Raw genomic sequence first — 22652 nt, 5'->3', positions numbered from 1 at the left:
GAGGGCGGGCCTCGCGGCGTCAGGTGCGTGCTCTCGGCGCGCGGGGCCCTGATCCTCGTACTGGATGTACTTGGGTCAGGGCCCCGTGCGGCGAGAGTGCGTGCATGGCGTCGCGGGGCAGACGGGAGTTTGACGACAGGGCCTAAGCGGCCTTGTCCATCGTCCGCCGGGCGAACTGGGTGCGGTGCAGCTGGGCGTAGCGGCCGCCGACGGCCAGGAGTTCCTCGTGGGTGCCGCTCTCCACGATGCGGCCCGCCTCGACCACCAGGATCCGGTCGGCCGCGCGGACGGTGGACAGCCGGTGCGCGATCACCAGGGCGGTCCGGTCCGCCAGGGCTTCGGTGAGGGCCTCCTGGACGGCCGCCTCGGAGGTGTTGTCGAGGTGGGCGGTGGCCTCGTCGAGGATGACGACGCGCTGGCGGGCCAGCAGCAGCCGGGCGATGGTCATGCGCTGGCGTTCCCCGCCGGAGAGCCGGTAGCCGCGCTCGCCGACCACGGTGTCGAGGCCGTCGGGCAGGGACCGGACGAGGTCGACGAGACGGGCGCGGTGCAGCGCGTCCCACAGTTCGGTGTCGCTCGCCCCGGGTCGGGCCAGCAGCAGGTTGGCGCGGACCGTGTCGTGGAAGAGGTGGCCGTCCTGGGTGACCATGCCGACGGTGTCGCGCAGCGACCGGGCGCTCAGGTCGCGGACGTCGACGCCGCCGACGCGCACGGTGCCGCCGTCGGTGTCGTACAGGCGCGGCAGCAGTCCGGCGATGGTCGACTTGCCGGCGCCGGAGGAGCCGACGAGCGCGATGGTCTGCCCGGGTTCGGCGCGGAAGGAGAGGCCGTGGAGGACCTCTTCGCCGCCGCGGGTGTCCAGGGAGGCGACCTCTTCGAGGGAGGCGAGGGAGACCTTGTCGGCGGCCGGGTAGCCGAAGCGGACGTCGTCGAACTCGACGGCGACCGGGCCGTCGGGGACCGGACGGGCGTCGGGCTTCTCGTCGATGAGCGGGGTCAGATCGAGCACCTCGAAGACCCGCTCGAAGCTGACGAGGGCGCTCATGACCTCCACGCGGGCCCCGGCGAGCGCGGTGAGCGGCGCGTAGAGGCGGGTGAGCAGCAGGGCCAGGGCGACGACGGCGCCCGGGTCCATGCTGCCGCGCAGGGCGAGGAAGCCGCCGAGGCCGTAGACGAGGGCGAGGGCCAGGGCGGAGACCAGGGTGAGCGCGGTGATGAAGGCCGCCTGGGCGGTGGCGGTGCGCACCCCGATGTCGGCGACGCGGCGGGCCCGGTCGGCGAACTCGGCGGACTCGTCCTCCGGGCGGCCGAAGAGTTTGATCAGCGTGGCGCCGGGTGCCGAGAACCGCTCGGTCATCCGGGTGCCCATCGCGGCGTTGAGGGCGGCGGCCTCGCGCTGCATGCGGGCCATACGGCGTCCCATCCGCCGGGCCGGGAGCACGAACACCGGGAGCAGCGCCAGGGCGAGCAGGGTGATCTGCCAGGACAGGGTGAGCATCACGGCGAGGGTGAGCACGAGTGTGACGAGGTTGCTGACGACGCCGGACAGGGTGTTGCTGAAGGCGCGCTGGGCGCCGATGACGTCGTTGTTGAGTCGGGAGACGAGCGCACCCGTACGAGTACGTGTGAAGAACGCGACCGGCATGCGCTGCACATGATCGAACACGGCCGTGCGCAGATCGAGGATGAGCCCCTCCCCGAGCGTCGCCGAGATCCTGCGGGAGAGGATGCCCAGCACCGCCTCGGCGACCGCGATGAGGGCGATGAGCAGGGCGAGGCGTACGACCCTGCTCTCGTCGCCGCCCGACACGATCGCGTTCACGACGCGTCCGGCCAGGACGGGGGTGGCGACGGCGAGGAGTGCGGTCACCACCCCGAGCAGCACGAACCGCACGATGCGGGTGCGGTGCGGGTGGGCGAAGGCGCCGATGCGGCGCAGCGTGGCGCGGGCGAGGGGTCGGCGCTCCTGCTCGGCGTTCATGACGCTGTGCAGTTGGGTCCAGGCTGTGGTCTCCATGCTCATGCGAAGGACGGTAGAACATCAAGCAACCTTGAGGTCAAGGCGGCGCCGCCCGCGGTCCGTAAGCCGTCGTCCGCGCGTCGGCCACCCGTAGTTGGCGCGACGGGGGGAATGTCTTGTGGTGTGACGACAGCGGCACGACTCCCACGACTCCCACGACTCCCACGGCTTCCTGAGAAGCCACTTCTGCGCCGGGTTCCGGTCCGCCGGATCCTGTGTGTGCTTCCGCTGCTGCTGGTCACCGTGGTCGCGGTGCGGCACCGGTCGGTGCTCGCCGAGGGCTTCGGTCATCTCACCACGGCCCGCTGGCCGTGGCTGCTCGCGGCGGCCGGCGCGACCTGTCTGACCTGGGTGGCCGCCGCCTGCACCCGGCAGGGCGCGGTGGTGGAACGGCTGCCCCGACGGCGGCTGCTGGCCACGCAGTTCGCGGCGGGCGCGGCCAACCACCTGCTGCCGACGGGCCTGGGCGCGAGCGCGGTCAACCTGCGGTTCATGGCGGTGTGCGGGCTGCCGCTGGCGCGGTCCTCGGCGGCCCTCGCCCTGTACCTGCTGGCGGAGAGCGTGGGCCGGCTCGCCCTGCTGGGCGCGCTGTTCATCGCGTTCCCCGACGCGCTGCGGCTCGGCACGCTGCTGCCCGAGGGCGCGGTGGGGCCGCTGCTGGTGGTCGCGGGCGCGGTGCCGGTGGTGGCGGCGGGGGTGCTCGTGCTGGTGCCGCGGCTGCGCGGGGCGGTGGCCTCGTTCCTGCGGACGGCGCTCGGTGAGGCCCGCTCGGTGCACCGTCTGCCGGCGCGGGCGGTGGCGCTGTGGGGCGGCGCGCTCGCGTTCCCCGCCCTGCAGGCGTCCGCGCTGGTCCTGGTGGGACTGTCGCTGGGGCTGCCGGTGCCGGTCGCGCACATGGCGGTGGCGTACCTGGCGGCGACCGTCGCGGTGGCGCTGGTGCCGACGCCGGGCGGCATCGGCTCGGTCGAGGCGGCGCTGGTCGTGGCGCTGGTGGCGGCGGGCGGTCCGGCGGCGGTGGCCACGGCGGTGGTGCTGGCGTTCCGGCTCCTGACCGTCTGGCTGCCGCTGCTGCCGGGGGCCCTGACGCTGGCCGCGCTGGTGCGGATGAGGGCGATCTGAGGGCAGCCGGGGCGCTCCGGGTGCCGGTCAGGCGACGGTGACGCGCACCGGGCCGCCGCCGGGGTCGACCCGGTGCGTCCAGCGGGCCGTGAGCGTGAGCGGGCGGTGCGGGACGGCGGTGGTGAGCGGAAGGCGTGCGCGGTGCAGCGGGCGGCCGTCCTGGGTGACGTACAGGACGGGGCGGGTCAGTGGGATCGCGGTGCGCAGGATGTACGGGAGGCGGTCGGCGGGGGTGACGCGGTTCGGGGTGACGCGGAGCAGGGGCGGTCCGGCGAGGAGGGGGACGCCGGCGGGCCGGTCGTCCGGTGCGCCCGTGGTGAGCCGGTGGTGTACGGCCGTCGCGGCGTGGGCGCCGTCGCGGGCCGCGGTGGCGGCGCTCTCGACGGCGTGCAGGACGCTGCCGGCCGCGAAGACACCGGGCCGGGTGGTCCGCAGGGCGCCGTCGACTGCGGGGCCGCGGGTGCCGGGGTCCAGGGTCAGCGCGCCGCGCCGGGCGAGTTCGTGCTCGGGGACGAAGTCGCCGGTGAACACGACGGTGTCGCAGCGGAGCGTGGCCGTACGGCCGTCGCGGTGGCGGACGCGCACGCCCGACAGGCGTCCGTGGCCGAGGAGTTCGGTGACCGTGGTGCCGGTGAGGACCGGAGTGCGGTGCCGCAGCCGGGTGTTCAGGGTCAGCGTGGGGCGGGCCGGGGCCCGGGGCAGGTCCGTGACCAGGGCCACGACCTCGGCTCCGGCGGCCCGTACGGTGTCGGAGGCGGCGTGCGAGACGGCCTCCGCGCCGACGATCACCGCGCGGTCGCCGATGTGCTGCCCGTAGCGGTGGACGGCCCGCTGGAGTTCGCCGGTGGTGTACACGCCGGCGGGGCGGGTGCCGGGGACGAGGCGGGCTGGGCGGGGGCGTTCGCGGGCGCCGGTGGCGAGGAGGACGGCGCGGGCGGAGATGGTCTCGGCGCCCCGGGGTCCGACGGTGGCGAGGGTGCGGGGGCCCGCCCAGTCGAGGGCGGTGACGCTGGTCCGTACGTCCGCCCCCGCGCGAATCGCCGCGTCGGCGAGCAGCCGGGCGTGGGCGGGGCCGGTCTGCGTGTGCGGCCAGGTGCCGAAGCCGCGGTGCGCGCAGTGGACCGGCGCTCCCCCGGCCCACCGCTCCCGCTCCAGGACCTCGACGCGGGCGCCGGTCATCGCGAGCTGGGTCGCGGCCACGAGTCCGGCGGGGCCCGCCCCCACCACCAGGACGTCGACCTCACGAGTCATCGCCGTGCCTCCTCGAACAAGTCCCGGACCGCGGCCCCGCAGTAGAAGCCCTGGCAGCGGCCCGCCCGGGCGCGGGTGCGGCGGCGCAGTCCGTCGAGGCCGCGGGGCGGGATCGTACTGGCGAGGGCGTCGCGGATCTCGCCGCGGGAGACGCGCTCGCAGTGGCAGACGAGGACGCCGTACTCCGGGTCGGCGGCGACCAGGTCCGGCCGCTCGTGGGGACGCGGGCAGGTCTCGCCGAGGGCGGGCATGCGGACCGGCTCCGGCGGGTGCTCCGGGCCGAGGTCGAGCCCGGTGCCGGCGAGCAGGCCGGTGACGTGCGCGGCGATGGCGAGGGAGGCGGTGAGGCCGGTGGAGCGGATGCCGCCGACGGTGACGTAGCCCTGGCCGGGGTGGGCGGTGATCCGGTAGTCGTCGTGCTCGGTGGCGGCGCGCAGGCCGGCGTAAACGGCGGTGACCTCCTCCTCCAGCAGCGCGGGGAGGATCCGGCGGCCCTGTTCGCGCAGCGCGCGCAGTCCTTCGGCGGTGGACTCGGTGGCGCCCTTGTCGTCGAGGTCCTCGGCGGTGGGGCCGAGCAGGACGTTGCCGTGCACGGTGGGGGCGACCAGGACGCCCTTGCCGAGCGCGGTGGGGACGGGCAGGAGGATGTGCCGGACGAGGGCGCGGGCGAACGTGTCGTGGACGATGAGCTGGCCCCGGCGCGGGGTGACGGTGAAGTCGTCGTGGCCGAGACTCCGGTCGAGGGTGTCGGCGTGCAGTCCGGCCGCGTTGACCAGCCGGCGGGCGCGCACGGTGCCGCGCGGGGTGGCCAGGTGGTGCACGCCGTCGTGGTGACCGGCGTGTTCGACGGGCGCGTCGAGGTGCAGGTCGACGCCGGCCCGGACCGCCTGGGTGGCGTACGCCAGGGTCGTCGTCCAGGGGCAGACGACGCTCTCGCCGGGCACGTGCAGGGCGCCGAGCGCGCCGGGGCCGAGGTGGGGTTCGCGGGCGTAGAGGCCGGCGGGGGCGAGGACGCGGGTGTCGTGGTACTCGTTGCGCGCGGCCTTCTCGGCGAGCCGGGGCAGGGCGGCGAGCTGTTCCTCGTCCCAGGCGACGAGCAGCGCGCCCACGGGTTCGACGGGGATGCCGGACTCGGCGGCGTACGCGGCGAGTTCACGGGAGCCGGTCCGCACCAGCCGGGCCTCCAGTGAGCCGGGCACGGCGTCGAAGCCGGTGTGCAGGATGGCGGTGTTGGCCTTGGAGGTGCCCTCTCCGACGTCGTCCCGCGCCTCGACGAGGGCGACGCGCAGCGCCGGGTGGTGCGCGAGCCGGCGGGCGATCGCGCACCCGACCACTCCGGCACCGACGATCACCACGTCGTACGGGTCCCCGGGCAGGGTGCCGGAGGCAGTGACGGTCGTCATGCGGGGCTCCGTCCGGTGCGGGAGCCCGTCACGCGGGGCCCCCGGCGAGCAGCATGCCGACGGCCGTGCGGAAGCGGGCGCGGCTGGACGCGGCCCCGTCGATGGTGACGCGCACGAGCCCGCAGGCCCCTCCCCGGCGCACCCCCGCCCCAAGCACCCACCCCCAGGAGACGTCGGCGCCCGTCACGCCAGGCCCCCGGCGAGCAGCATGCCGACCGCCCTGCGGAAGCCGGCCCGGCGGGACGCAACCCCCGCCGGTGGCGACGCGGACGAACCCGCAGGCCCCTCCCCCGCGCACCCCCGCCCCCGGCACCCACCCCCAGGAGCAGCCGGCGCCCCTCACGCCGAACCCCCGGCGAGCAACGCGTCGACGGCCGTGCGGAAGCAGGCGCGGCGGGACGCGGCCTCGTCGGGGGTGACGCGGGGCTCGTAGACGGTGGTCGGGCCGGTGGCGGGCAGGGCGGCGGCGGCGGTCAGGGTCGGGTCCGCGCCGAGGCGGGCCAGTGCGCCCACGCCGAGCGCGGTGGCGTCCGGCAGGGCGGACACCTCCACGGGGCGTTGCAGCAGGTCGGCCTGGGTCTGCATGAGGAGCGCCGAGCGGGTGAGTCCCCCGTCGACGCGCAGCACCGTCAGGGGGGTGCCGAGGTCGCCGGCCGCCGCGTCGGCGAGTTCGGCGACCTGGGCGGCGATTCCCTCGCACAGGGCGCGCACCAGGTGGCCGGGGGTGGTGTCCAGGCCGAGACCGGTGAGCGAGCCGCGCAGATCGCCGCGCCACCAGGGGGCGGCGAGGCCGGCCAGCGCCGGGACGAAGGTGACGCCGCCGCTGTCCGGCACGCCGGCGCCGACGGGGTCGAGGTCGGCGGCGCCGGTGATGACGCCGAGGCCGGTGAGCCAGCGCACGGCGGAGGCGGCCGTGTACACCTGTCCGTCCAGGCAGTACTCGGTGCGTCCGCCCAGCCGCCAGGCGACGCAGCCGGCCAGGCCCGAGGCGCCCCGTCGCGGGGTGTCGCCGGTGTGGGCGAGGAGGAACGCGCCGGTTCCGTAGGTGCACTTGGCGGTGCCGGGCTCGGTGACGCGCTGGGCGAGCAGGGCCGCCTGCTGGTCGACGGCGAGGCCGGTGAGCGGGAGTTCGGGCCCGAAGGCGTTGGTCGTGCCGACCGGGGCGGCGTTGTCGACGACGTCCGGAAACGGCTCGTCGGACAGGCCGTACAGCTCCAGGGCGCGGGGCGACCAGTCGGCGCGGTCGAGGTCGAGGAGCTGGGTGCGGGAGGCGGTCGCGGCGTCGGTGACGTGGGCGCCGGTGAGCCGGTGGATCAGCCAGCTGTCGGACGTGGAGATCCGGCCGTCGCGGGTGAGGTGCCGTCGGATCCAGGCCATTTTCGGCGCGGCGAAGTACGGGTCGAGCGGCAGGCCGGTCAGGTGGCGCAACTCCTCGGCCCGGGGTGAGAGTTCGGTGCAGATCGGCTCGGCCCGGCGGTCCTGCCAGACCAGGGCGCGGGTGAGGGGGCGGCCGGTGTCCGGGTCCCAGGCGAGTACCGTCTCGCCCTGGTTGGCGAGGCCCAGCGCGGTGACGGGCTGCCCCGCCTCGGCGAGGGCCTGATGGCCGGCGTCGACCACCGAGCCGTACAGCTCCTCCGGATCCACCTCAACCAGGCCGCCCGGCAGGTAGCGGGGGCTGACCTCGGCGAAGCCGGTGCCGACGACGCCGCGTTCGGGGCAGATCACCAGGGCCTTGGTGCCGGACGTGCCCTGGTCGACGGCGAGCACCGCACCGGTCATCGCGTCCCTTTCCGCCTCCCCCGCCGACGGTCTCGGCGATCACTGCGGGCCAGCCTGCCGCCGGGCGCGGACCGCGTCAAGAGCGGCTGATTGCTAGTCAGTTCGCCCTGGTGGGAGCGGATTTGCACGGCTGTGCCGAAACTGAACAGAGGCGGAACCTCCGCCTCTATAGTGTCCGCCGACCGCACGACCGCTTCACCGCCGCCCAGGGGAGGGCTGTTTGTCACGCCACGCTGCCGTCCCGCCCGTACCACTCCCGGCAGCGGGCGCCTGATGGCCAGGGACGGAGCACAGCCCGCCTACGACCCCGCCGGCCACGACACCGGACTGCGCTCCGCCCTCCAGGAGCTGCGGGCCGGACGCTGGATGTCGATGCGCGCCCTGCTCGAACAGACCACGTCCTGGTCGCGGTGGACGCAGCGCACCCAGGTGCTGGCCGCGTCCGCCGCCGGTACCGACGTGGTGCGGGCCTGGCTCGCGGAGGAGCCGCACAGCGTGCCGGCCGCGGTGATGCACGCCCGGGTCGTCGTGGAGCGCGCGCTGCGAGCGCACCGCGAGGACCACCCCCGCACGCGCGAACTGTGGCTCCAGGCCTGGCACGCCTGCGACGCGGCGGCCCGTTCGGCGCCGTACGACCCGGTGCCGTGGGTGTGCCTGCTGGCGCTGGCCCGGCTGGACGAGGAGCAGCGCTGGGACGAGCACCGGATGGCGCCGCCGGAGCCGATGCTGCCGGCGGGGCCGTGGGGGCTGCTCGCGCAGGCCGGCAAGCGGGACCCGTACAACCGCGAGGCGCACCACCGCATGCTCCAGTTCCTGTATCCGCGGGGCGGCTCCGAACGGCTGGCGCAGGCGGCGGGGTTCGCGCAGTGGGCGGCGGGGTCGGCGCCGCCGGGCTCCGCGCTGCATGTGCTGCCGCTGTACGTGCGGGTGGAGCGCTACCGGCGTTCGGGCGCGCGGGAGGCCGCCCTCGACCTGCACTGGGTGGCGGAGGACGCCACCCGGGAGGCGCGGCAGGCGTACCACTCCTGGTTCGCCCTCGCCCCCCACGACGAGCGGTCCCAGCTGGACATGAACCACCTGGCGCACGCCCTGTGGGGCGCCCTGCGGTTCTCGGAGGCGGACCGGGTGTTCGACGCGCTCGGCCCGTACTGGACGCCGCAGCCCTGGGCCTGCCGGGCCCCGGGGACCGGCCCTTCCCAGCGGGCGGTGGAGGTCTTCCTCCAGGCCCGGACGCGCAGCCGCTCGGCCGCCCACGGCGGTGGCCGGCGCCCCTGACCCCCCACACCCTTCCGTTCCGGAGGTTTCGTATGTCCCGCCCCTCTGAACCACCCGTCCCGGGGCCGCGCGCCGGGTCCGGCGCCGCGACCGACGAGGAACAGCGCCTGCGCGAACTCGGCTACCGGCCGGTGCTGGCCCGCCGCATGGGCGGCTTCGGCAACTTCGCGATCAGCTTCTCGGTGATCTCGATCCTGTCCGGCTGCATGACCCTGTACGGCTTCGGCATGGGCACCGGCGGCCCCGCCGTGATGCTGTGGGGCTGGGCGGGCGTCGGCCTGTTCGTGCTGTGCGTCGGGATGGCGCTGGCCGAGGTCACCAGCGCGTATCCGACGTCCGGCGCGCTGTACTACATGGCCGACCGGCTCGGCGGACGCCGCTGGGGCTGGTACACGGGCTGGCTGAACCTGCTGGGGCTGCTCGGCGCGATCGCCGGGATCGACTACGGGGCCGCGCTGTTCACGGGCGCGTTCCTGAACCTCCAGTGGGGCTTCGAGCCGACGCCGGAGAAGACGATGCTGATCTTCGTCGTGATCCTGATGCTGCACGCCACCCTCAACCTCTTCGGCGTGCGGCTGGTCAGTGTCCTCAACTCGATCAGCGTGTGGTGGCACCTGGCCGGTGTGGCGCTCATCGTCGGCGCCCTGGTGATCGTCCCCGACCACCACCAGTCGCCGTCCTTCGTCTTCACCGAGTTCGTCAACGACACCGGCTGGGAGAACCCGCTGTACGTGGCGGCGATCGGTCTGCTGCTGGCGCAGTACACGTTCTCCGGCTACGACGCCTCCGCCCACCTGTCCGAGGAGACGTCGAACGCCTCGGTGTCGGCGGCGCGCGGCATCGTGCGGGCCATCTGGGTGTCGTGGCTGGCGGGCTTCGTGCTGCTGGCGGGTCTGACCTTCGCCATCCAGGACTACGACGCCACCCGCGACACCGCGACCGGGGTGCCGCCCGCGCAGATCCTCCTCGACGGCCTGGGCACGGACGGCGCGAGCGCGCTGCTGCTCCTGGTGATCGTCGCGCAGTTGTTCTGCGGCAACGCCGAGGTGGCCGCCGCCAGCCGCATGGTGTTCGCGTTCAGCCGGGACGGCGCGCTGCCCGGCTCGGCCCTGTGGCGCAAGGTCTCCGCCCGCACCCAGACCCCGGTGGCCGCGGTGTGGCTGTCGGTGGTGGTGGCCGGTCTGCTGGCCGTGCCGTCCCTGTACTCGGCGACGGCGTACGGCGCGGTGACCGCGATCAACGTCATCGGCATCACCCCGGCGTACGCCATCCCGGTGCTGCTGCGACTGCGGGCGGGCGACCGGTTCACGCCGGGGCCGTGGAACCTGGGCCGGTGGAGCAGGCCGGTCGGCTGGGTCGCGGTGGTGTGGGTGGCGTTCGTCACCGTGCTGTTCTGCCTCCCCCAGTCGTCGCCGGTGACGGTCGACACGATGAACTACGCGGCCGTTGCCCTGGTCGTCGTACTGGTTTTGGCCACGGTGTGGTGGTTCGTCGCCCGTCGGTCGTACGGCACTCCGACGACCGCGGCGTACGGCGACGACCGTGAGCAGGCGGAACTCGCCGAGGGAATCGTCTGAAACGCCTCTCCCCGCCCCTCGGCGCGGTACGGAACACCGCTCGGGATACGGCAGGATGAGCCCTCGCGCCGGTCGAACTGCCTTGCGGACCGGGGCGAGCGCACAGCCCGGAATCCAGTAGCCATCGAGCAATCGAGCAGGTGACGAAGTGACGAGAGCGCACATCCGGCCGTCGGCGGGGAACTTCGCCGCGGCCGAGCCCCGTGGAGGTGGCCGGTGACCGACGACCTGACCATGGACCACCTGGTGCCCGCGGGCATCGCGCTGGGGTCGGGCCTGCTGGGGGCGTTCCTGCTGCGGATGCTGCTGCGCTGGCTGGCCGGCCACGCGGGGCGCACCCGCTGGAGCGGCGACGACGTCATCGTGGCCGCGCTGCGCACGATGGCGCCCTGGGCGGCGGTCTCGGCCGGTGCGGCCGGTGCGGCGGCGGCGCTCCCGCTGACGCGGGCGGTGCAGCACAACGTCAACCAGGTGCTGACGGTCCTGCTGATCTTCGTGGCGACGGTGACGTCGGCCCGGCTGGTCGCCGGTCTGGTGCGGTCGGTGACGACGTCCCGTTCCGGGGTCGCCGGGTCGGCCACGATCTTCGTCAACATCACCCGGATCCTGGTGCTGGCCATCGGCTTCCTGGTGATGCTGCAGACGCTGGGCGTCTCCATCGCGCCGCTGCTCACCGCCATGGGCGTCGGCGGCCTGGCGGTCGCCCTGGCCCTCCAGGACACGCTGGCCAATCTCTTCGCGGGCATCCACATCCTGGCCTCGAAGACCGTGCAGCCGGGTGACTACATCCAGCTCAGCAGCGGCGAGGAGGGCTATGTCGAGGACATCAACTGGCGGCAGACCACCGTCCGCGACCTGTCCAACAACCTGGTCGTGATCCCGAACGGCCAGCTCGCGCAGTCCAACATGACCAACTTCATGCGGCCCGAGCAGCAGCTGACCATCCTGGTCCAGGTCGGTGTCTCCTACGACAGTGACCTGGAACACGTGGAGCGGGTGACGATCGAGGTGGTCGCCGAGGTGATGGCCGAGATCACCGGCGCGGTGCCCGAGCACGAGCCCGCGGTGCGTTTTCACACGTTCGGCGACTCACGGATCGGCATGACGGTGATCCTCGGCGTCGGCGAGTTCAGCGACCAGTACCGGATCAAGCACGAGTTCATCAAGCGCCTGCACCGGCGCTACCGCACGGAGGGCATCCGCATTCCGTCGCCCGCCCGGACGGTCGCGCTCCAGCAGGGGGCCGTGGTGTTCCCGCAGCAGCGGACGGGAGAGCCCGACGACGCCCCGCACGCCGGATTCGTCCGGAATCTCCCGTCGAACCCCAGTCGAGTCGACGCCGAGCACGAGATATCTTGATGTCGAGCAATGTTGCAGACGTGGAGCGGAGCACCCGGTGACTGACTCGACCATCATCTACACACACACTGACGAGGCCCCGGCCCTGGCGACGTATTCGTTCCTGCCGGTGATCCGGGGGTACGCCTCGCAGGCGGGTGTCGCCGTCGAGACCCGCGACATCTCGCTGGCCGGCCGCATCATCTCCGTCTTCCCGGAGTACCTGGCCGAGGACCAGCGCATCCCGGACGCCCTCGCGGAACTCGGTGAGCTGGCCAAGACGCCCGCCGCCAACATCATCAAGCTGCCGAACATCTCGGCGTCCATCCCGCAGCTCAAGGCCGCGATCGCCGAGCTGCAGGGCCAGGGCTACGCGCTGCCGGCCTACCCGGACGACCCGAAGACCGACGAGGAGCGCGACATCCGCGCCCGCTACGACAAGGTCAAGGGCTCCGCGGTCAACCCGGTCCTGCGCGAGGGCAACTCCGACCGCCGCGCGCCGGCCTCGGTGAAGAACTACGCCAAGACCCACCCGCACCGCATGGGCGCCTGGACCGGCGACTCCGGGACCAACGTCGCGACCATGGGCGAGAACGACTTCCGCTCCACCGAGAAGTCCGTGGTGATCGCCGAGGACGGCGCGCTGCGGATCGAGCTGGTCGGCGACGACGGCACCACCACGGTGCTGCGCGAGTCGGTACCCGTGAAGAAGGACGAGGTCGTCGACGCCTCCGTGCTGCGCGTCGCCGCGCTGCGCGAGTTCCTGACCGCGCAGGTCGCCCGCGCCAAGTCCGAGGGCGTCCTGTACTCCGTGCACCTCAAGGCCACGATGATGAAGGTCTCCGACCCGATCATCTTCGGCCACGTGGTCCGCGCCTTCTTCCCGAAGACCTTCGCGAAGTACGCCGACAAGCTCGCCGCGGCCGGCCTCACCCCGAACGACGGCCTCGGCGGCATGTACAAGGGCCTGGAGTCGCTGCCCGAGGGCGCCGAGATCAAGGCCTCCTTCGACGCGGAGCTGGCCGAGGGCCCGGAGCTGGCCATGGTCGACTCCGACAAGGGCATCACCAACCTGCACGTGCCCTCGGACGTCATCATCGACGCCTCCATGCCGGCCATGATCCGCACCTCCGGCCACATGTGGGGCGCGGACGGCCAGGAGCACGACGCCCTCGCCGTCATCCCGGACTCCTCCTACGCCGGCGTGTACCAGGCCGTCCTCGACGACTGCCGCGCCAACGGCGCCTACGACCCGTCGACCATGGGCTCGGTCCCGAACGTCGGCCTCATGGCGCAGAAGGCCGAGGAGTACGGCAGCCACGACAAGACCTTCGAGATCCCCACCACGGGCACGGTCCGCCTGGTCGACGCCGACGGCAACGCCGTCCTGGAGCAGACGGTCTCCGCCGGCGACATCTTCCGCGCCTGCCAGACCAAGGACGCCCCGATCCGTGACTGGGTCAAGCTGGCCGTCACCCGCGCCCGTGCCACCGGCGACCCGGCCGTCTTCTGGCTGGACGAGGGCCGCGCCCACGACGCCAACCTGATCGCCAAGGTCGAGCAGTACCTGACGGAGCACGACACCGAGGGCCTGGACATCAAGATCCTGTCCCCGGTCGACGCGACCAAGCTGTCGGTGGAGCGCATCCGCCGCGGCGAGAACACCATCTCGGTCACCGGCAACGTGCTGCGCGACTACCTGACCGACCTCTTCCCGATCCTGGAGCTGGGCACCAGCGCCAAGATGCTGTCGGTGGTCCCTCTGATGGCGGGCGGCGGCCTCTTCGAGACCGGCGCCGGCGGCTCCGCCCCGAAGCACGTGCAGCAGCTGGTCAGGGAGGACTACCTGCGCTGGGACTCCCTCGGCGAGTTCTTCGCCCTGGTGCCGTCCCTGGAGCAGTACGCCGAGGCCACCGGCAACACCAAGGCCCGGGTCCTCGCCGACGCCCTCGACCGCGCCACGGCGACCTTCCTCAACGAGGACAAGTCCCCGACCCGTCGCGTCGGCGGCATCGACAACCGCGGCAGCCACTTCTTCCTGTCCCTGTACTGGGCGCAGGAGCTGGCCAAGCAGACCGACGACGCGGACCTGGCCAAGGCCTTCGCCCCGCTCGCCGAGACGCTCACCGCCGCCGAGCAGAAGATCGTCGACGAGCTGAACGCCGTCCAGGGCAAGCCCGCCGAGATCGGCGGCTACTACCAGCCCGACCCGGCCAAGGCCGCCGAGATCATGCGCCCGTCGGCCACCTGGAACGAGGCGCTGGCGTCCCTCGCCTGATCCTCATCCGTCCCTCGGCACCCCGTCTCCGTCCCTCGGAGGCGGGGTGCCCGTCTGTGCCGTCCGAACCTCCGGAGCCGCCCCATGACCGACACCCCGCCCGCCTTCGAGCTGCTGCCCGGCGCGCCGCACTCCCCCGTGATCCTGCACGTGCCGCACTCCTCCCGCGAGATTCCCGCCGACGTCCGTTCCGGCATCGTGCTCACGGACGCCGCGCTGGAGCGGGAGCTGGACCACATGACCGACGCGCACACGGCCGAGATCGCCGAGCGGGCCGCCGGGCTGGCCGGCCTCGCGCCCTGGCGGTTCGTGAACCGGGCGTCGCGGCTGGTCGTCGACCCGGAGCGGTTCCCGGACGAACGGGAGGAGATGGCGGCCGTCGGGATGGGCGCCGTGTACACGCGGACGTCGCACCGCGAGGTGCTGCGGGCCGCCGGCACCGACCCCGGGCCGCTGGTCGAACGGTACTTCCGGCCGTACGCGCGAGCGATGACCGAGGCGGTCGCCGACCGGCTCGCGGTCACCGGGCGGGCCGTCATCATCGACGTGCACTCCTACCCCACCGAGCCGCTGCCCTACGAGCTGCACGGCGAGGGCCCGCGCCCGGCGGTCTGCCTCGGCACCGACTCCTTCCACACCCCGCCCGGGCTGCTCGCGGCGGCCCGGTCGGCGTTCGAACCGTGCGGGGAGACGGGCCTGGACAGCCCCTTCGGCGGAACGTACGTACCGCTGGACTTCTACGGGAAGCGGCACGAGGTCCGCGCGCTGATGGTGGAGATCCGCCGGGACACCTACATGACCGAGCCCGGCGGCCCGGCCGGCCCCGGCCTGCCCCGCCTCGCGAAGTCACTCGCGGCACTGGTGGACGCCGTGTCGGTCTGACCGCCGGCCCGCCCACCGGCTGGAGTACTCACGCCGGACAGCGGCGCTGCGCCTGGTAGGCGCAGTGCCGGTACCGTTCGGCCGCCGCCGGGTCAGGCGCGCAGCCACTCCGTCACGACCACCTCGCCGCCGGTCCGCAGCCGCAGCGCGAACGGGCCCGCGGGCGGGGCGTCGCCGGTGAACCGGCCCATGTCGTCGGCGGTCAGCCGGGCGTGCGCCCGCGGGCCGCTCAGCACCTCGATCCCGGCCGGGCCCGGCGGCAGCACCTGGCCGATCAGACCGTCCGCGGTGACCTCGACGTCGACGGTCACCCCGTCGCTGCGGAAGGTCAGCATCCGCGGCGGGTCCGTCTCCCCCCGGACCGGGATGGCGTCGACCAGCGAGTCGAAGGTCAGCTCGGCGACGCGGGCGTCGAGGTCGTGCAGCGCGAAGGCGTCGACGGCGACCTGGCGCAGGCCGGCCGGAACCGGGTCCAGGATCGCGGCGGCCTGCCGCAGCTCCTCCTCCAGGAGAGCGTCGTCCGGGTCGCCGTCCGCGAACGCGCCCTCGGGAAGTCCGTCGCGGGGCTCGTCGAAGCCGTCGAGCCCGTCGAAGTCGTCGTGCCGGTCGCTCATGCCGTCCCCCGTGTCTCCAGCCGGGCCCGCAGCCGGCGCAGACAGCGCTGGCGCGTGGGTCCGATGCTGCCCACCGCGATCCCCAGCGCGGCGGACACCTCCTGATAGCTGGGCGGCGGCGAGGCGATCAGCACCCGCAGCAACTGGCGGCACCGCTCGCCCAGTTCCTCGAACTCCTGCCACAGCCGGCGCACCCGCTCGGTCTGCGCGGCGGCCTCCTCGGAGTCGAGCACCGACTCCTCCGGCGTACGGTCCTCGCTCGGCCGGTCGAGCAGCTGCGGATCGTCGGTCGGCGTCCACCGCTTCGAGGCCCGCAGCAGCTTCAGGCACTCGTGGCGTGCCGTGCTCGCCAGCCAGGAGCCGGTCTTCTCCGGTTCGCGGATCCGCCCCAGGTGCTGGGCGAACCGGAACCAGGCGGTCTGGTACACCTCGTGCGCGTCGGCGTCGGACAGCCCGTGCGCCCGCACGACGGACCACACCAGCGGGCCGAGCCCGTCCACCAGTGACTTCCAGGCCGCCGCGTCCCCGTCGGCGGCCGACTGGACGAGCGCCCCGACATGTGCACGGTCCACGGTCCCACCCCTCGTGTACGACACGTCATCGTACGCCGTGGAGCGAGTGCTTCCGGCCGCCGTCAGGATGCTCACGACCCGCCGGCCGACGGGTCGACGGTGACCGGGTGCCAGGTGGGCGGCAGCAGCGCGGGGACATGCGCTCCCCGCACCTCCGCGTACTCGGTGTTGGCCGCGAGGAGCTGCGTCCGGGCCGCGCGCGGGTCGGTCTCCTTGTGGGCGGTCATGTGGTCGGCGACGAGACCCGCGACCACCGGGGTGGCGAACGAGGTGCCGCTCCACTGCGCGTGTCCCTCGAACATCACCTGGTCCGGCTTTGCGGGCGCCTCGCCCGGCTCGCTCAGCACCCCGTTGTGCCGGGGGTACTGGCAGGTGCAGGGGTAGCCGAAACCGAACCGGCAGGCGTCGTAGGTGGAGTGCTGGTAGACGTACGGCACCGGGGTCCCGAAGCCGGTCAGCGCGCTGGTGAGGCGCTCGCCCGGGGCGTACACCTTGACCCAGCCGCCGTGGTTGCTGAAGCAGGCGCCGAACTCGCCGTCGGAGCGCAGCGCGCCGACCGACAGCACCGAGTTCTCCCAGCCGGGCAGGTCGGCGTAGGCGGCGGGCCAGAAGGGCGTGGCGCTGGCGTTGTTGCCGGCGGCGGCGACGAGCAGGGTGCGCTGGTCGCGCAGTTCCTCCATGAAGGCGTGCACGCCGAGCAGGCCGTCGACGCGGCCGTTGGAGGTGCCGGCGGAGAGGCTGAGGACCTCGGGCCAGCCGCCGCGGTCGACGGCCTCGAAGAGCTTCTCGCCCAGCTCGGACTCCAGGATGGCGCCGGCGTCGTTGAGGGTGCCCAGGACGGTCACGTCGGTGTTGGGGGCGACGGCGGCGACGAGTCCGGCGATGAAGGTGCCGTGGCCGACGTACTGCAGCAGGACGCCGTCGTCGTCGCACTCCTTGAGCTGGGCGTCGCCGTCGGTGTGGGCCAGCAGCGGGTAGGAGCGGTAGTCGTTCATGAGGCCGGTGTCGATGACGAGGACGCCCACGGCGGTCCCCTCGTCGTACGGCGTCCCGGCGGCGGCCGGGTTCGGCGGCTCGCTGACCGGGACCGGTACGGGTTCGTCGCCGGGGCAGGCGTTGACGGCGATGGAGACGACGTGGTTGCGGCTGATCAGCCGGCGGCCCGCGCGGCCCTCCACCGTCCGCAGGGAGCGCAGGGCGTGGGCGACGGTGGAGTCGTTGCCGCGGTCGCCCTCGTCCGGCTCGCCGACCCGGATGCGGGTGATGCCGGTGCGGTTCGTCTCGGGGCTCGTGCGGCGAACGGAGTCCGAGGTGAGCCCGGACATCGCGGTGAAGTGGTCGCGCACGGTGTCCTCGACGAGGCGGGCCTCGTCGCCGTCGCGGGCGAGGACGACGCCCTTCTCGTACAAGAACTCGGCGGAGTCGTCCGGGCCCATCGCCAGTGGGATGTCGGGCATCGAGCGCTGGATCTGGTCGAACTGCTCGTGGAATCGCTGTGGTGCCATGGCATGTCCTCCACGTCGGCGGCGGTGACGGCGGTCGTGGCCGCGTCCGGCTGCGGTCTGGCTGCGGTCTGGGCCGCGCTCGTCAATCAGAGTCCCGGGGCGGCCGATTGATACAGACTCGAACCTGTGGGGTGTGGTTCCGGAGCACTACCATCCGTGGGGTGACGGCGGGAAACGACTCGGTTCTCCAACTGCTGCCCATGGTGTTCGCCGCCCCCAACGAAGCGCTGACGCGGGCGGAGGAACTGCTCGCGGCCGATCCGTCGCCGCTGCACGCCTCGGTGGCCCACCAGGTGATCGGCATCTGGCAGCGGGACTTCGGCGACACCCGGCTGGCCCTGGCCCATCTGCGGCGCGCCCGGGATCTGGCCTCCCGCGCGGACTCGCCCGAGCGGGAGGCGGACGTACTGGCCACGCTCGGGGTCGCGTTGGTGCATTCCGGGCGCACGCGGGACGGGCTGGCCGCGTTCGAGCGGGGCGTGGCGCGCGGGACCGGGCACACGCGGGCGCGGGTGCTGTACCGGCGGGCGTACGTCTGGTGGGTGCTCGGGCGGCACGGCGAGGCGCTGGAGGACGTGCGGCGGGCGATCCCGGTGCTGCGGCAGGCGGACGACGTGATCTGGACGGCGCGGGCGCTGACGCTGCGGGCGACCGTGCACCTGGCGCTCGGTTCGGTGGAGCGCGCGGACGCCGACTTCACGGCGGCGGAGCGGCTGTGGGACACCACCGGCCAGGAGCACGACAAGGCGGACGCGGTGGAGAGCCGGGGGCTGGCGGCGTTCCGGTCCGGGGACGTGCCGGCGGCGCTGCGGCTGCTGGACGAGGCGGAGGAGCGGTACGCGAAGCTGGGCACGCCGACGTTCATGCTCACCATCCGGCGCTGCGAGGTGCTGATGGCGGCGGGGCTCGCCCCGGAGGCGCTGGCCGAGGCGGACGCGGCGACGGCCGCGCTGGACGGGATCGGCGGGCAGTCCACCCGCAGGGCCGAGTTGCTGCTGGTCGCCGCGCGGGCGGCCCGGCTGGCGGGCGAGCCGCGGACCTCGCTGGCGCGCGCGGCTCTGGCGGTGCGGCTGTTCGCCGGGCAGCGGCGCACCTGGTACGAGACGCACGCGCGGCTGGTGCTGCTCGAGGCGCGGGTCGCCACGGGGCGCGCGTCGGGGCGGCTGGTCGCGGACGCGGCGGCGGTGGCCGAGCGGCTGGCGGCCTTCGGGGCGCCGGCCGCTCCGGAGGCGTCGTTGCTCGCGGGCCGGATCGCGCTCGGTCTGGGCTGGACGGCGGACGCAGAACGGCATCTGGCGGTCGCCGCGCGCAGCCGGCACGGCGGGCCGCCGCTGGCGCGGATGACGGGCTGGGCGGCGCAGGCGCTGCGGGCCCGGGCGGCGGGGTCGGCGCGGGGGGTGCTGGAGGCCTGCCGGCGGGGCCTGGACGTGCTCGACGACCACCGGATGACGCTGGGCGCCTCGGAGCTGCGGGCCCGGGCCACGGCGCAGGGGGCCGAACTGGCGGCGCTCGCGCAGGAGGCCAGTCTGGTCTCGGGCGGCCCGCGGCGGCTGCTGGTGTGGAGCGAGCGCTGGCGGGCGACGGTGCTGTCGGCGCCGCCGACCCGGCCGCCGGCCGATCCCGCGCTGCTGAGCGGCATGACGGCGTTCCGGGAGATCGCCGCCCGCGCAGAGGAGGCCCGCACGGACGGCGGCCGGCCCGTCCCCGCCCTGGAGCGCGAACAGCGGCGCCTGGAGCGGGAGATCCGTTCCCGCACCCTGCACATGCGGGGCGGGGTGCCCGGCGACGGCGACCGGTTCGACGTGGGGCGGCTGCTGCGGCGGCTGGGGGACGACGTACGGCTGGTGGAACTGGCCGTGCTCGACGGGCGCGTGCACGTACTGCTGTGCGGACAGGGACGGGTACGGCGGTTCGAGGCCGGGCTGTCGGCCGAGGCGGAGCGGGAGGCGGAGCACGTGCAGGCCGGGCTGCGGCGGCTGGCCCACCCGGGGGCGGAGGCGCGGCTGCCGCTGGTGGAGGCGGCGGGCGCGCGCCTCCAGGAGCTGCTGCTCGGCCCCGCCGCGGCCCACCTCGGCTCCGGCCCGTTGGTGGTGGTCCCGCCCGGCCGCCTGCACCGGGTGCCGTGGGCCCTGCTGCCCGCGCTGCGCGAGCGGGTACTGAGCGTGTCGCCGTCGGCGAGCAGCTGGCTGCGCGCGAGAGACACGGCCCCGCCGCCCGGCGGCCGCCAGGTCCTGGTCCGCGGCCCGGGCCTGGCGAGCGGCGGCGCGGAGGTACCGGAGCTCGCGGAGCGGTACGGGGCGGCGGGGACGCCGGGTGGGGGGACTCCGGGCGGGGGCACGCCGGGCGCGGGGACTCCGGGCGCGGGGACGCCGGGCGCGGGGACTCCGGGCGCGGGGACTCCGGGCGCGGGGACGCCGGGCGCGGGGACGCCGGGCGCGCCCAGCACCGACGCGTACAGCGGACCGCCACGGGGGGTGTCCGGCCGCGCGGACGGGACGTTGGGCGGCGCGGACGGGGCGTTGGGCCGCCGGAACGGGATGTCCGACCGCAGGGACGGGACGCTGGGCCGCAGGGACGGGACGCCCGACCGCACGGACGGGACGCCTGGCCCGGTCGGCGGGTGCGTCGTCCCGGGTGGCGCGTCGGCTCCTCCCGACCGCGCCGCGCCGCGGCCCACCGTGCTGGAGGGCGACGCGGCGCGGGTGCCGCGGGTGTTGCGGGAGCTGGACGGAGCCGCGTTGGCGCACATCGCCGCGCACGGCACCTTCCGTGCGGACAGCCCGCTGTTCTCGTCGCTGCGCATGGCGGACGGGCCCCTCATCGTGCACGACTTCGAGCGCCTCGACCGCAGCCCGTACCGGATCATCCTGTCCTGCTGCGACACCGCGCGGTTCGCGTCGGTCGGCGCGGACGAACTGCTCGGACTGGTCACCGCACTGCTGCCGCTGGGTACGGCAGGCGTGGTGGCGTGCAGCGCGCCCGTCAACGACGCCGCGGTGGTGCCGCTGATGCTCACGCTGCACAAGGGCCTGGACGCCGGTCTGTCGCTGGCGGAGGCGCTGCGCGACGCGCGGGCCGCGCTGCCGGGCGACGCGGTGCACCAGGCGACGGGCTGGGCCTTCTCCGCGTTCGGGGCGGCCTGAGACCGGGCCGACGGCTCAGGCGGGCTGGGACTCGGGCAGTTCCATCAGCCAGGGCAGGGCACCGCGGTCGCCGGCGCCGAGGCGGGTGTAGGCGCCGTAGAGGTGGTTGCCAACGGTGCGGACGGACAGGGTGAGCCGCTCCGCGATCTGCCGGTTGCTCAGGCCCGCGGCGGCCAGCGTGACGATCTGCCGCTGGCGGGCGGTGAGTTCGCCGAGCACCAGTCCGGACAGGGCCGGGGTGCGGGCGCCCTGGCAGTGCCTGGCGAGGGCGGCGGCGCGGGTGCGGGCGGTACGGGCGGCGCGCGGGTCGCGGTGGGCGGGCACCGCCTGGGCGTGCGCCTCGGCCGCGAACAGCAGGAAGCCGCGCCGCTCCAGCTCCTCGGCCACCCGGTCGAGCGCCGGTCCGTCCTCGCGCGCGAGGGCGTCGGCGTGCTCGGCGAAGACGCCGGTCAGCCGCCCGGCGGCCCGGTCGGGTACGCCGAGCCGTACGGCGTCGTACGGGTCGCCGGAGCCGGCCGCCCGGACTGCCTCGTCGAGGTCACCGCGCGCGGCGGCGGCCCAGGCGGTCGCGCCGTGGCTCCCCGTCGGTGTCTCGCCCGACTGGGCGGTGGCCAGGGCGAGTTCGCTCAGGCACGAGACGTCGTCGAGGCTCGTCCGCAGTCCCTCCCGGGCCCACGCGGCGGCCTCGCACAGCCGGCCGCGCAGCCGGGCGAACCGGGCGCGCAGCGCCGCGTACCCGGCGGGCAGCGGCGCTCCCTCGGCCGCCAGCCACTCCCCCACGGGCGTCTCCAGCTCCCGTACGTCGGCCTGTTCGATGCGCAGCGCGAGGGCGGCCCGCTCCGACTCCAGGGCGGGGCCGCACTGGTCGGGGGTGCGGGCCAGGCGCCGGGCGCGCAGCCGGCCCGCGGCGGCGCGCAGGACCGGGCCGTGCAGGGGGTGGGCGAGCCGGGCGGTGCCCCCGTCGTCGACCGTGACCAGGCCGTCGGCCTCCAGGCGCTCCAGGATCCGTACGTCGAGCGCGTCCGGGTCGAGGGGCAGGGGCTCGGCGAAGGCCAGGCGTTCGAGCGTCTCGCGCTCCTCGGCGCGCTCGCGGTCGAGGAGGTGCGCGGTGCGCTCCCGTACCGTCACGGTGATCGGTACGGGCCCCCGCCAGGCCCGTCGGCCCGTACCGGGCACCGGCACGAGCAGGCCCCCCTCGCGCACGGCCGTCAGCAGTTCGCGCAGCAGCCGCAGGTCCCCCCGGCACAGGCGGTGCAGCCGGTCGGTGGTGAGCGGTTCCAGGCCGGTGCCCGCCCCCGCCGTGAGCAGTTCGGCGGATTCCTCGCGGGGCAGCGGCTCCAGGGCGAGGCGCGGCAGCAGTTCCCCGGACCACAGCCTGGACACCGCGCCCGGTACGGCGGCGCCCTCGGTGGCGACCACCAGGAGGCGGGTGCGGCCGTGCACGGCGAGCTGGTGCACCAGGGCGGCGGAGGCGCTGTCGAGCAGGTGCGCGTCGTCGACCAGCAGCAGCCGTACGCCGGACAGCAGGTGTACCGCGCGGTGCAGCGTGACGCTCTCGGGCAGCAGGTGGGCGAAGGCGGCGAAGGGGATGTCCCGGGTCTCGGGCGTGCCGGCCGCGCGGGCGCAGTCCAGGCCGCGCAGGGCCTCGGTCACGAGCCTGGTCTTGCCGAAGCCCGCCGGGCCCGTCACCACGAGGCCGCTCCGGCCGGCGGCCACGGACCGGCGCACCAGTTCCAGTTCGTCCGTCCGCCCGGTGAACGGCCAGGGCGTCCGGAGCGTCTTCGCGTCCCGCAGAGAAGTCGTCACGACAACATGAGTCGGCTTACTCATCCCTGATACAGGGTGACTTGAGTACCCCCCGACTCAGGCGCCGGATCCCGGCCGGACGGCAGTCTG

At 74.6% G+C, this 22652-nt stretch carries 16 protein-coding genes; 7 read left to right on the top strand and 9 right to left on the bottom strand.

The window, feature by feature from the left end; translation table 11 throughout:
- Nucleotides 1-142: 142 nt before the first annotated feature.
- Nucleotides 143-2023, bottom strand: coding sequence for an ABC transporter ATP-binding protein (locus ACFWR9_RS05630; RefSeq protein ID WP_383835950.1), 1881 nt, complete (start codon nucleotides 2021-2023; stop codon nucleotides 143-145).
- Nucleotides 2024-2239: 216 nt separating this feature from the next.
- On the opposite strand from ACFWR9_RS05630, the gene ACFWR9_RS05625 reads away from it, so the two are divergent.
- Nucleotides 2240-3139 (top strand): YbhN family protein, encoded by a 900-nt coding sequence (locus ACFWR9_RS05625; RefSeq protein WP_383835947.1) that lies wholly within the window; start codon nucleotides 2240-2242, stop codon nucleotides 3137-3139.
- A gap of 27 nt (nucleotides 3140-3166) precedes the next feature.
- On the opposite strand, the gene ACFWR9_RS05620 is transcribed toward ACFWR9_RS05625, so the two are convergent.
- From ACFWR9_RS05620 to ACFWR9_RS05605, 4 genes are all read right to left on the bottom strand, one after another.
- Entirely contained in the window at nucleotides 3167-4390 is a 1224-nt protein-coding gene (locus tag ACFWR9_RS05620; RefSeq protein WP_383835944.1) for an NAD(P)/FAD-dependent oxidoreductase, read from the bottom strand.
- Nucleotides 4387-5793 carry an FAD-dependent oxidoreductase gene (locus tag ACFWR9_RS05615; protein WP_383835941.1) on the bottom strand — a complete coding sequence of 469 codons (1407 nt, stop codon included), beginning with the start codon at nucleotides 5791-5793 and terminating at the stop codon, nucleotides 4387-4389. Before ACFWR9_RS05615 ends, ACFWR9_RS05620 begins: the two co-directional genes overlap by 4 nt.
- Before the next feature lie 28 nt (nucleotides 5794-5821).
- On the bottom strand, nucleotides 5822-5980 hold the full coding sequence (locus ACFWR9_RS05610) for a hypothetical protein (protein ID WP_383835937.1): 159 nt from the start codon (nucleotides 5978-5980) through the stop codon (nucleotides 5822-5824).
- A gap of 152 nt (nucleotides 5981-6132) precedes the next feature.
- Nucleotides 6133-7572: an FGGY family carbohydrate kinase gene (locus ACFWR9_RS05605; RefSeq protein ID WP_383835935.1), complete on the bottom strand. Its 1440-nt coding sequence runs from the start codon at nucleotides 7570-7572 to the stop codon at nucleotides 6133-6135.
- Nucleotides 7573-7845: 273 nt separating this feature from the next.
- On the opposite strand from ACFWR9_RS05605, the gene ACFWR9_RS05600 reads away from it, so the two are divergent.
- The 5 genes from ACFWR9_RS05600 to ACFWR9_RS05580 all read left to right on the top strand — a co-directional run bounded on the left by ACFWR9_RS05600 (nucleotide 7846) and on the right by ACFWR9_RS05580 (nucleotide 14922).
- Nucleotides 7846-8847 (top strand): hypothetical protein, encoded by a 1002-nt coding sequence (locus ACFWR9_RS05600; protein WP_383835932.1) that lies wholly within the window; start codon nucleotides 7846-7848, stop codon nucleotides 8845-8847.
- Nucleotides 8848-8879: 32 nt separating this feature from the next.
- Complete coding sequence (locus ACFWR9_RS05595) at nucleotides 8880-10424, top strand: amino acid permease (protein ID WP_383835929.1); 1545 nt, start codon at nucleotides 8880-8882, stop codon at nucleotides 10422-10424.
- A gap of 216 nt (nucleotides 10425-10640) precedes the next feature.
- Nucleotides 10641-11783, top strand: coding sequence for a mechanosensitive ion channel family protein (locus ACFWR9_RS05590; protein ID WP_383835926.1), 1143 nt, complete (start codon nucleotides 10641-10643; stop codon nucleotides 11781-11783).
- Nucleotides 11784-11820: 37 nt separating this feature from the next.
- The gene (locus ACFWR9_RS05585; RefSeq protein ID WP_383835923.1) at nucleotides 11821-14040 is read left to right on the top strand and encodes an NADP-dependent isocitrate dehydrogenase; all 2220 of its coding nucleotides are present in this window, start codon (nucleotides 11821-11823) and stop codon (nucleotides 14038-14040) included.
- 84 nt (nucleotides 14041-14124) lie between these two features.
- Nucleotides 14125-14922: an N-formylglutamate amidohydrolase gene (locus tag ACFWR9_RS05580; RefSeq protein ID WP_383835920.1), complete on the top strand. Its 798-nt coding sequence runs from the start codon at nucleotides 14125-14127 to the stop codon at nucleotides 14920-14922.
- Between the two features lie 92 nt (nucleotides 14923-15014).
- Here ACFWR9_RS05580 and ACFWR9_RS05575 read toward each other — a convergent pair whose 3' ends face one another.
- From ACFWR9_RS05575 to ACFWR9_RS05565, 3 genes are all read right to left on the bottom strand, one after another.
- Nucleotides 15015-15536, bottom strand: a complete 522-nt coding sequence (locus tag ACFWR9_RS05575; RefSeq protein WP_383835917.1) for a hypothetical protein — start codon at nucleotides 15534-15536, stop codon at nucleotides 15015-15017.
- Complete coding sequence (locus ACFWR9_RS05570) at nucleotides 15533-16108, bottom strand: RNA polymerase sigma factor (RefSeq protein ID WP_383835914.1); 576 nt, start codon at nucleotides 16106-16108, stop codon at nucleotides 15533-15535. The genes ACFWR9_RS05575 and ACFWR9_RS05570 overlap by 4 nt, the downstream gene beginning before the upstream one ends.
- 71 nt (nucleotides 16109-16179) lie before the next feature.
- Nucleotides 16180-17613 (bottom strand): S8/S53 family peptidase, encoded by a 1434-nt coding sequence (locus ACFWR9_RS05565; RefSeq protein WP_383835911.1) that lies wholly within the window; start codon nucleotides 17611-17613, stop codon nucleotides 16180-16182.
- Between the two features lie 200 nt (nucleotides 17614-17813).
- On the opposite strand from ACFWR9_RS05565, the gene ACFWR9_RS05560 reads away from it, so the two are divergent.
- A complete protein-coding gene (locus tag ACFWR9_RS05560; RefSeq protein ID WP_383835968.1) occupies nucleotides 17814-20756 on the top strand; it encodes a CHAT domain-containing protein in 2943 nt (980 codons plus the stop codon).
- 15 nt (nucleotides 20757-20771) lie between these two features.
- Here the strand turns inward: ACFWR9_RS05560 and ACFWR9_RS05555 are convergent, their stop codons facing one another.
- Entirely contained in the window at nucleotides 20772-22586 is a 1815-nt protein-coding gene (locus tag ACFWR9_RS05555) for a LuxR C-terminal-related transcriptional regulator (protein WP_383835908.1), read from the bottom strand.
- Nucleotides 22587-22652: the final 66 nt, after the last annotated feature.

This window comes from Streptomyces sp. NPDC058534 (genome assembly GCF_042717365.1).
Lineage (GTDB): Bacteria > Actinomycetota > Actinomycetes > Streptomycetales > Streptomycetaceae > Streptomyces.
The sequence above is the reverse complement of the archived record's forward strand: the minus strand, read 5'-3'. Positions and strand labels throughout refer to the sequence as shown.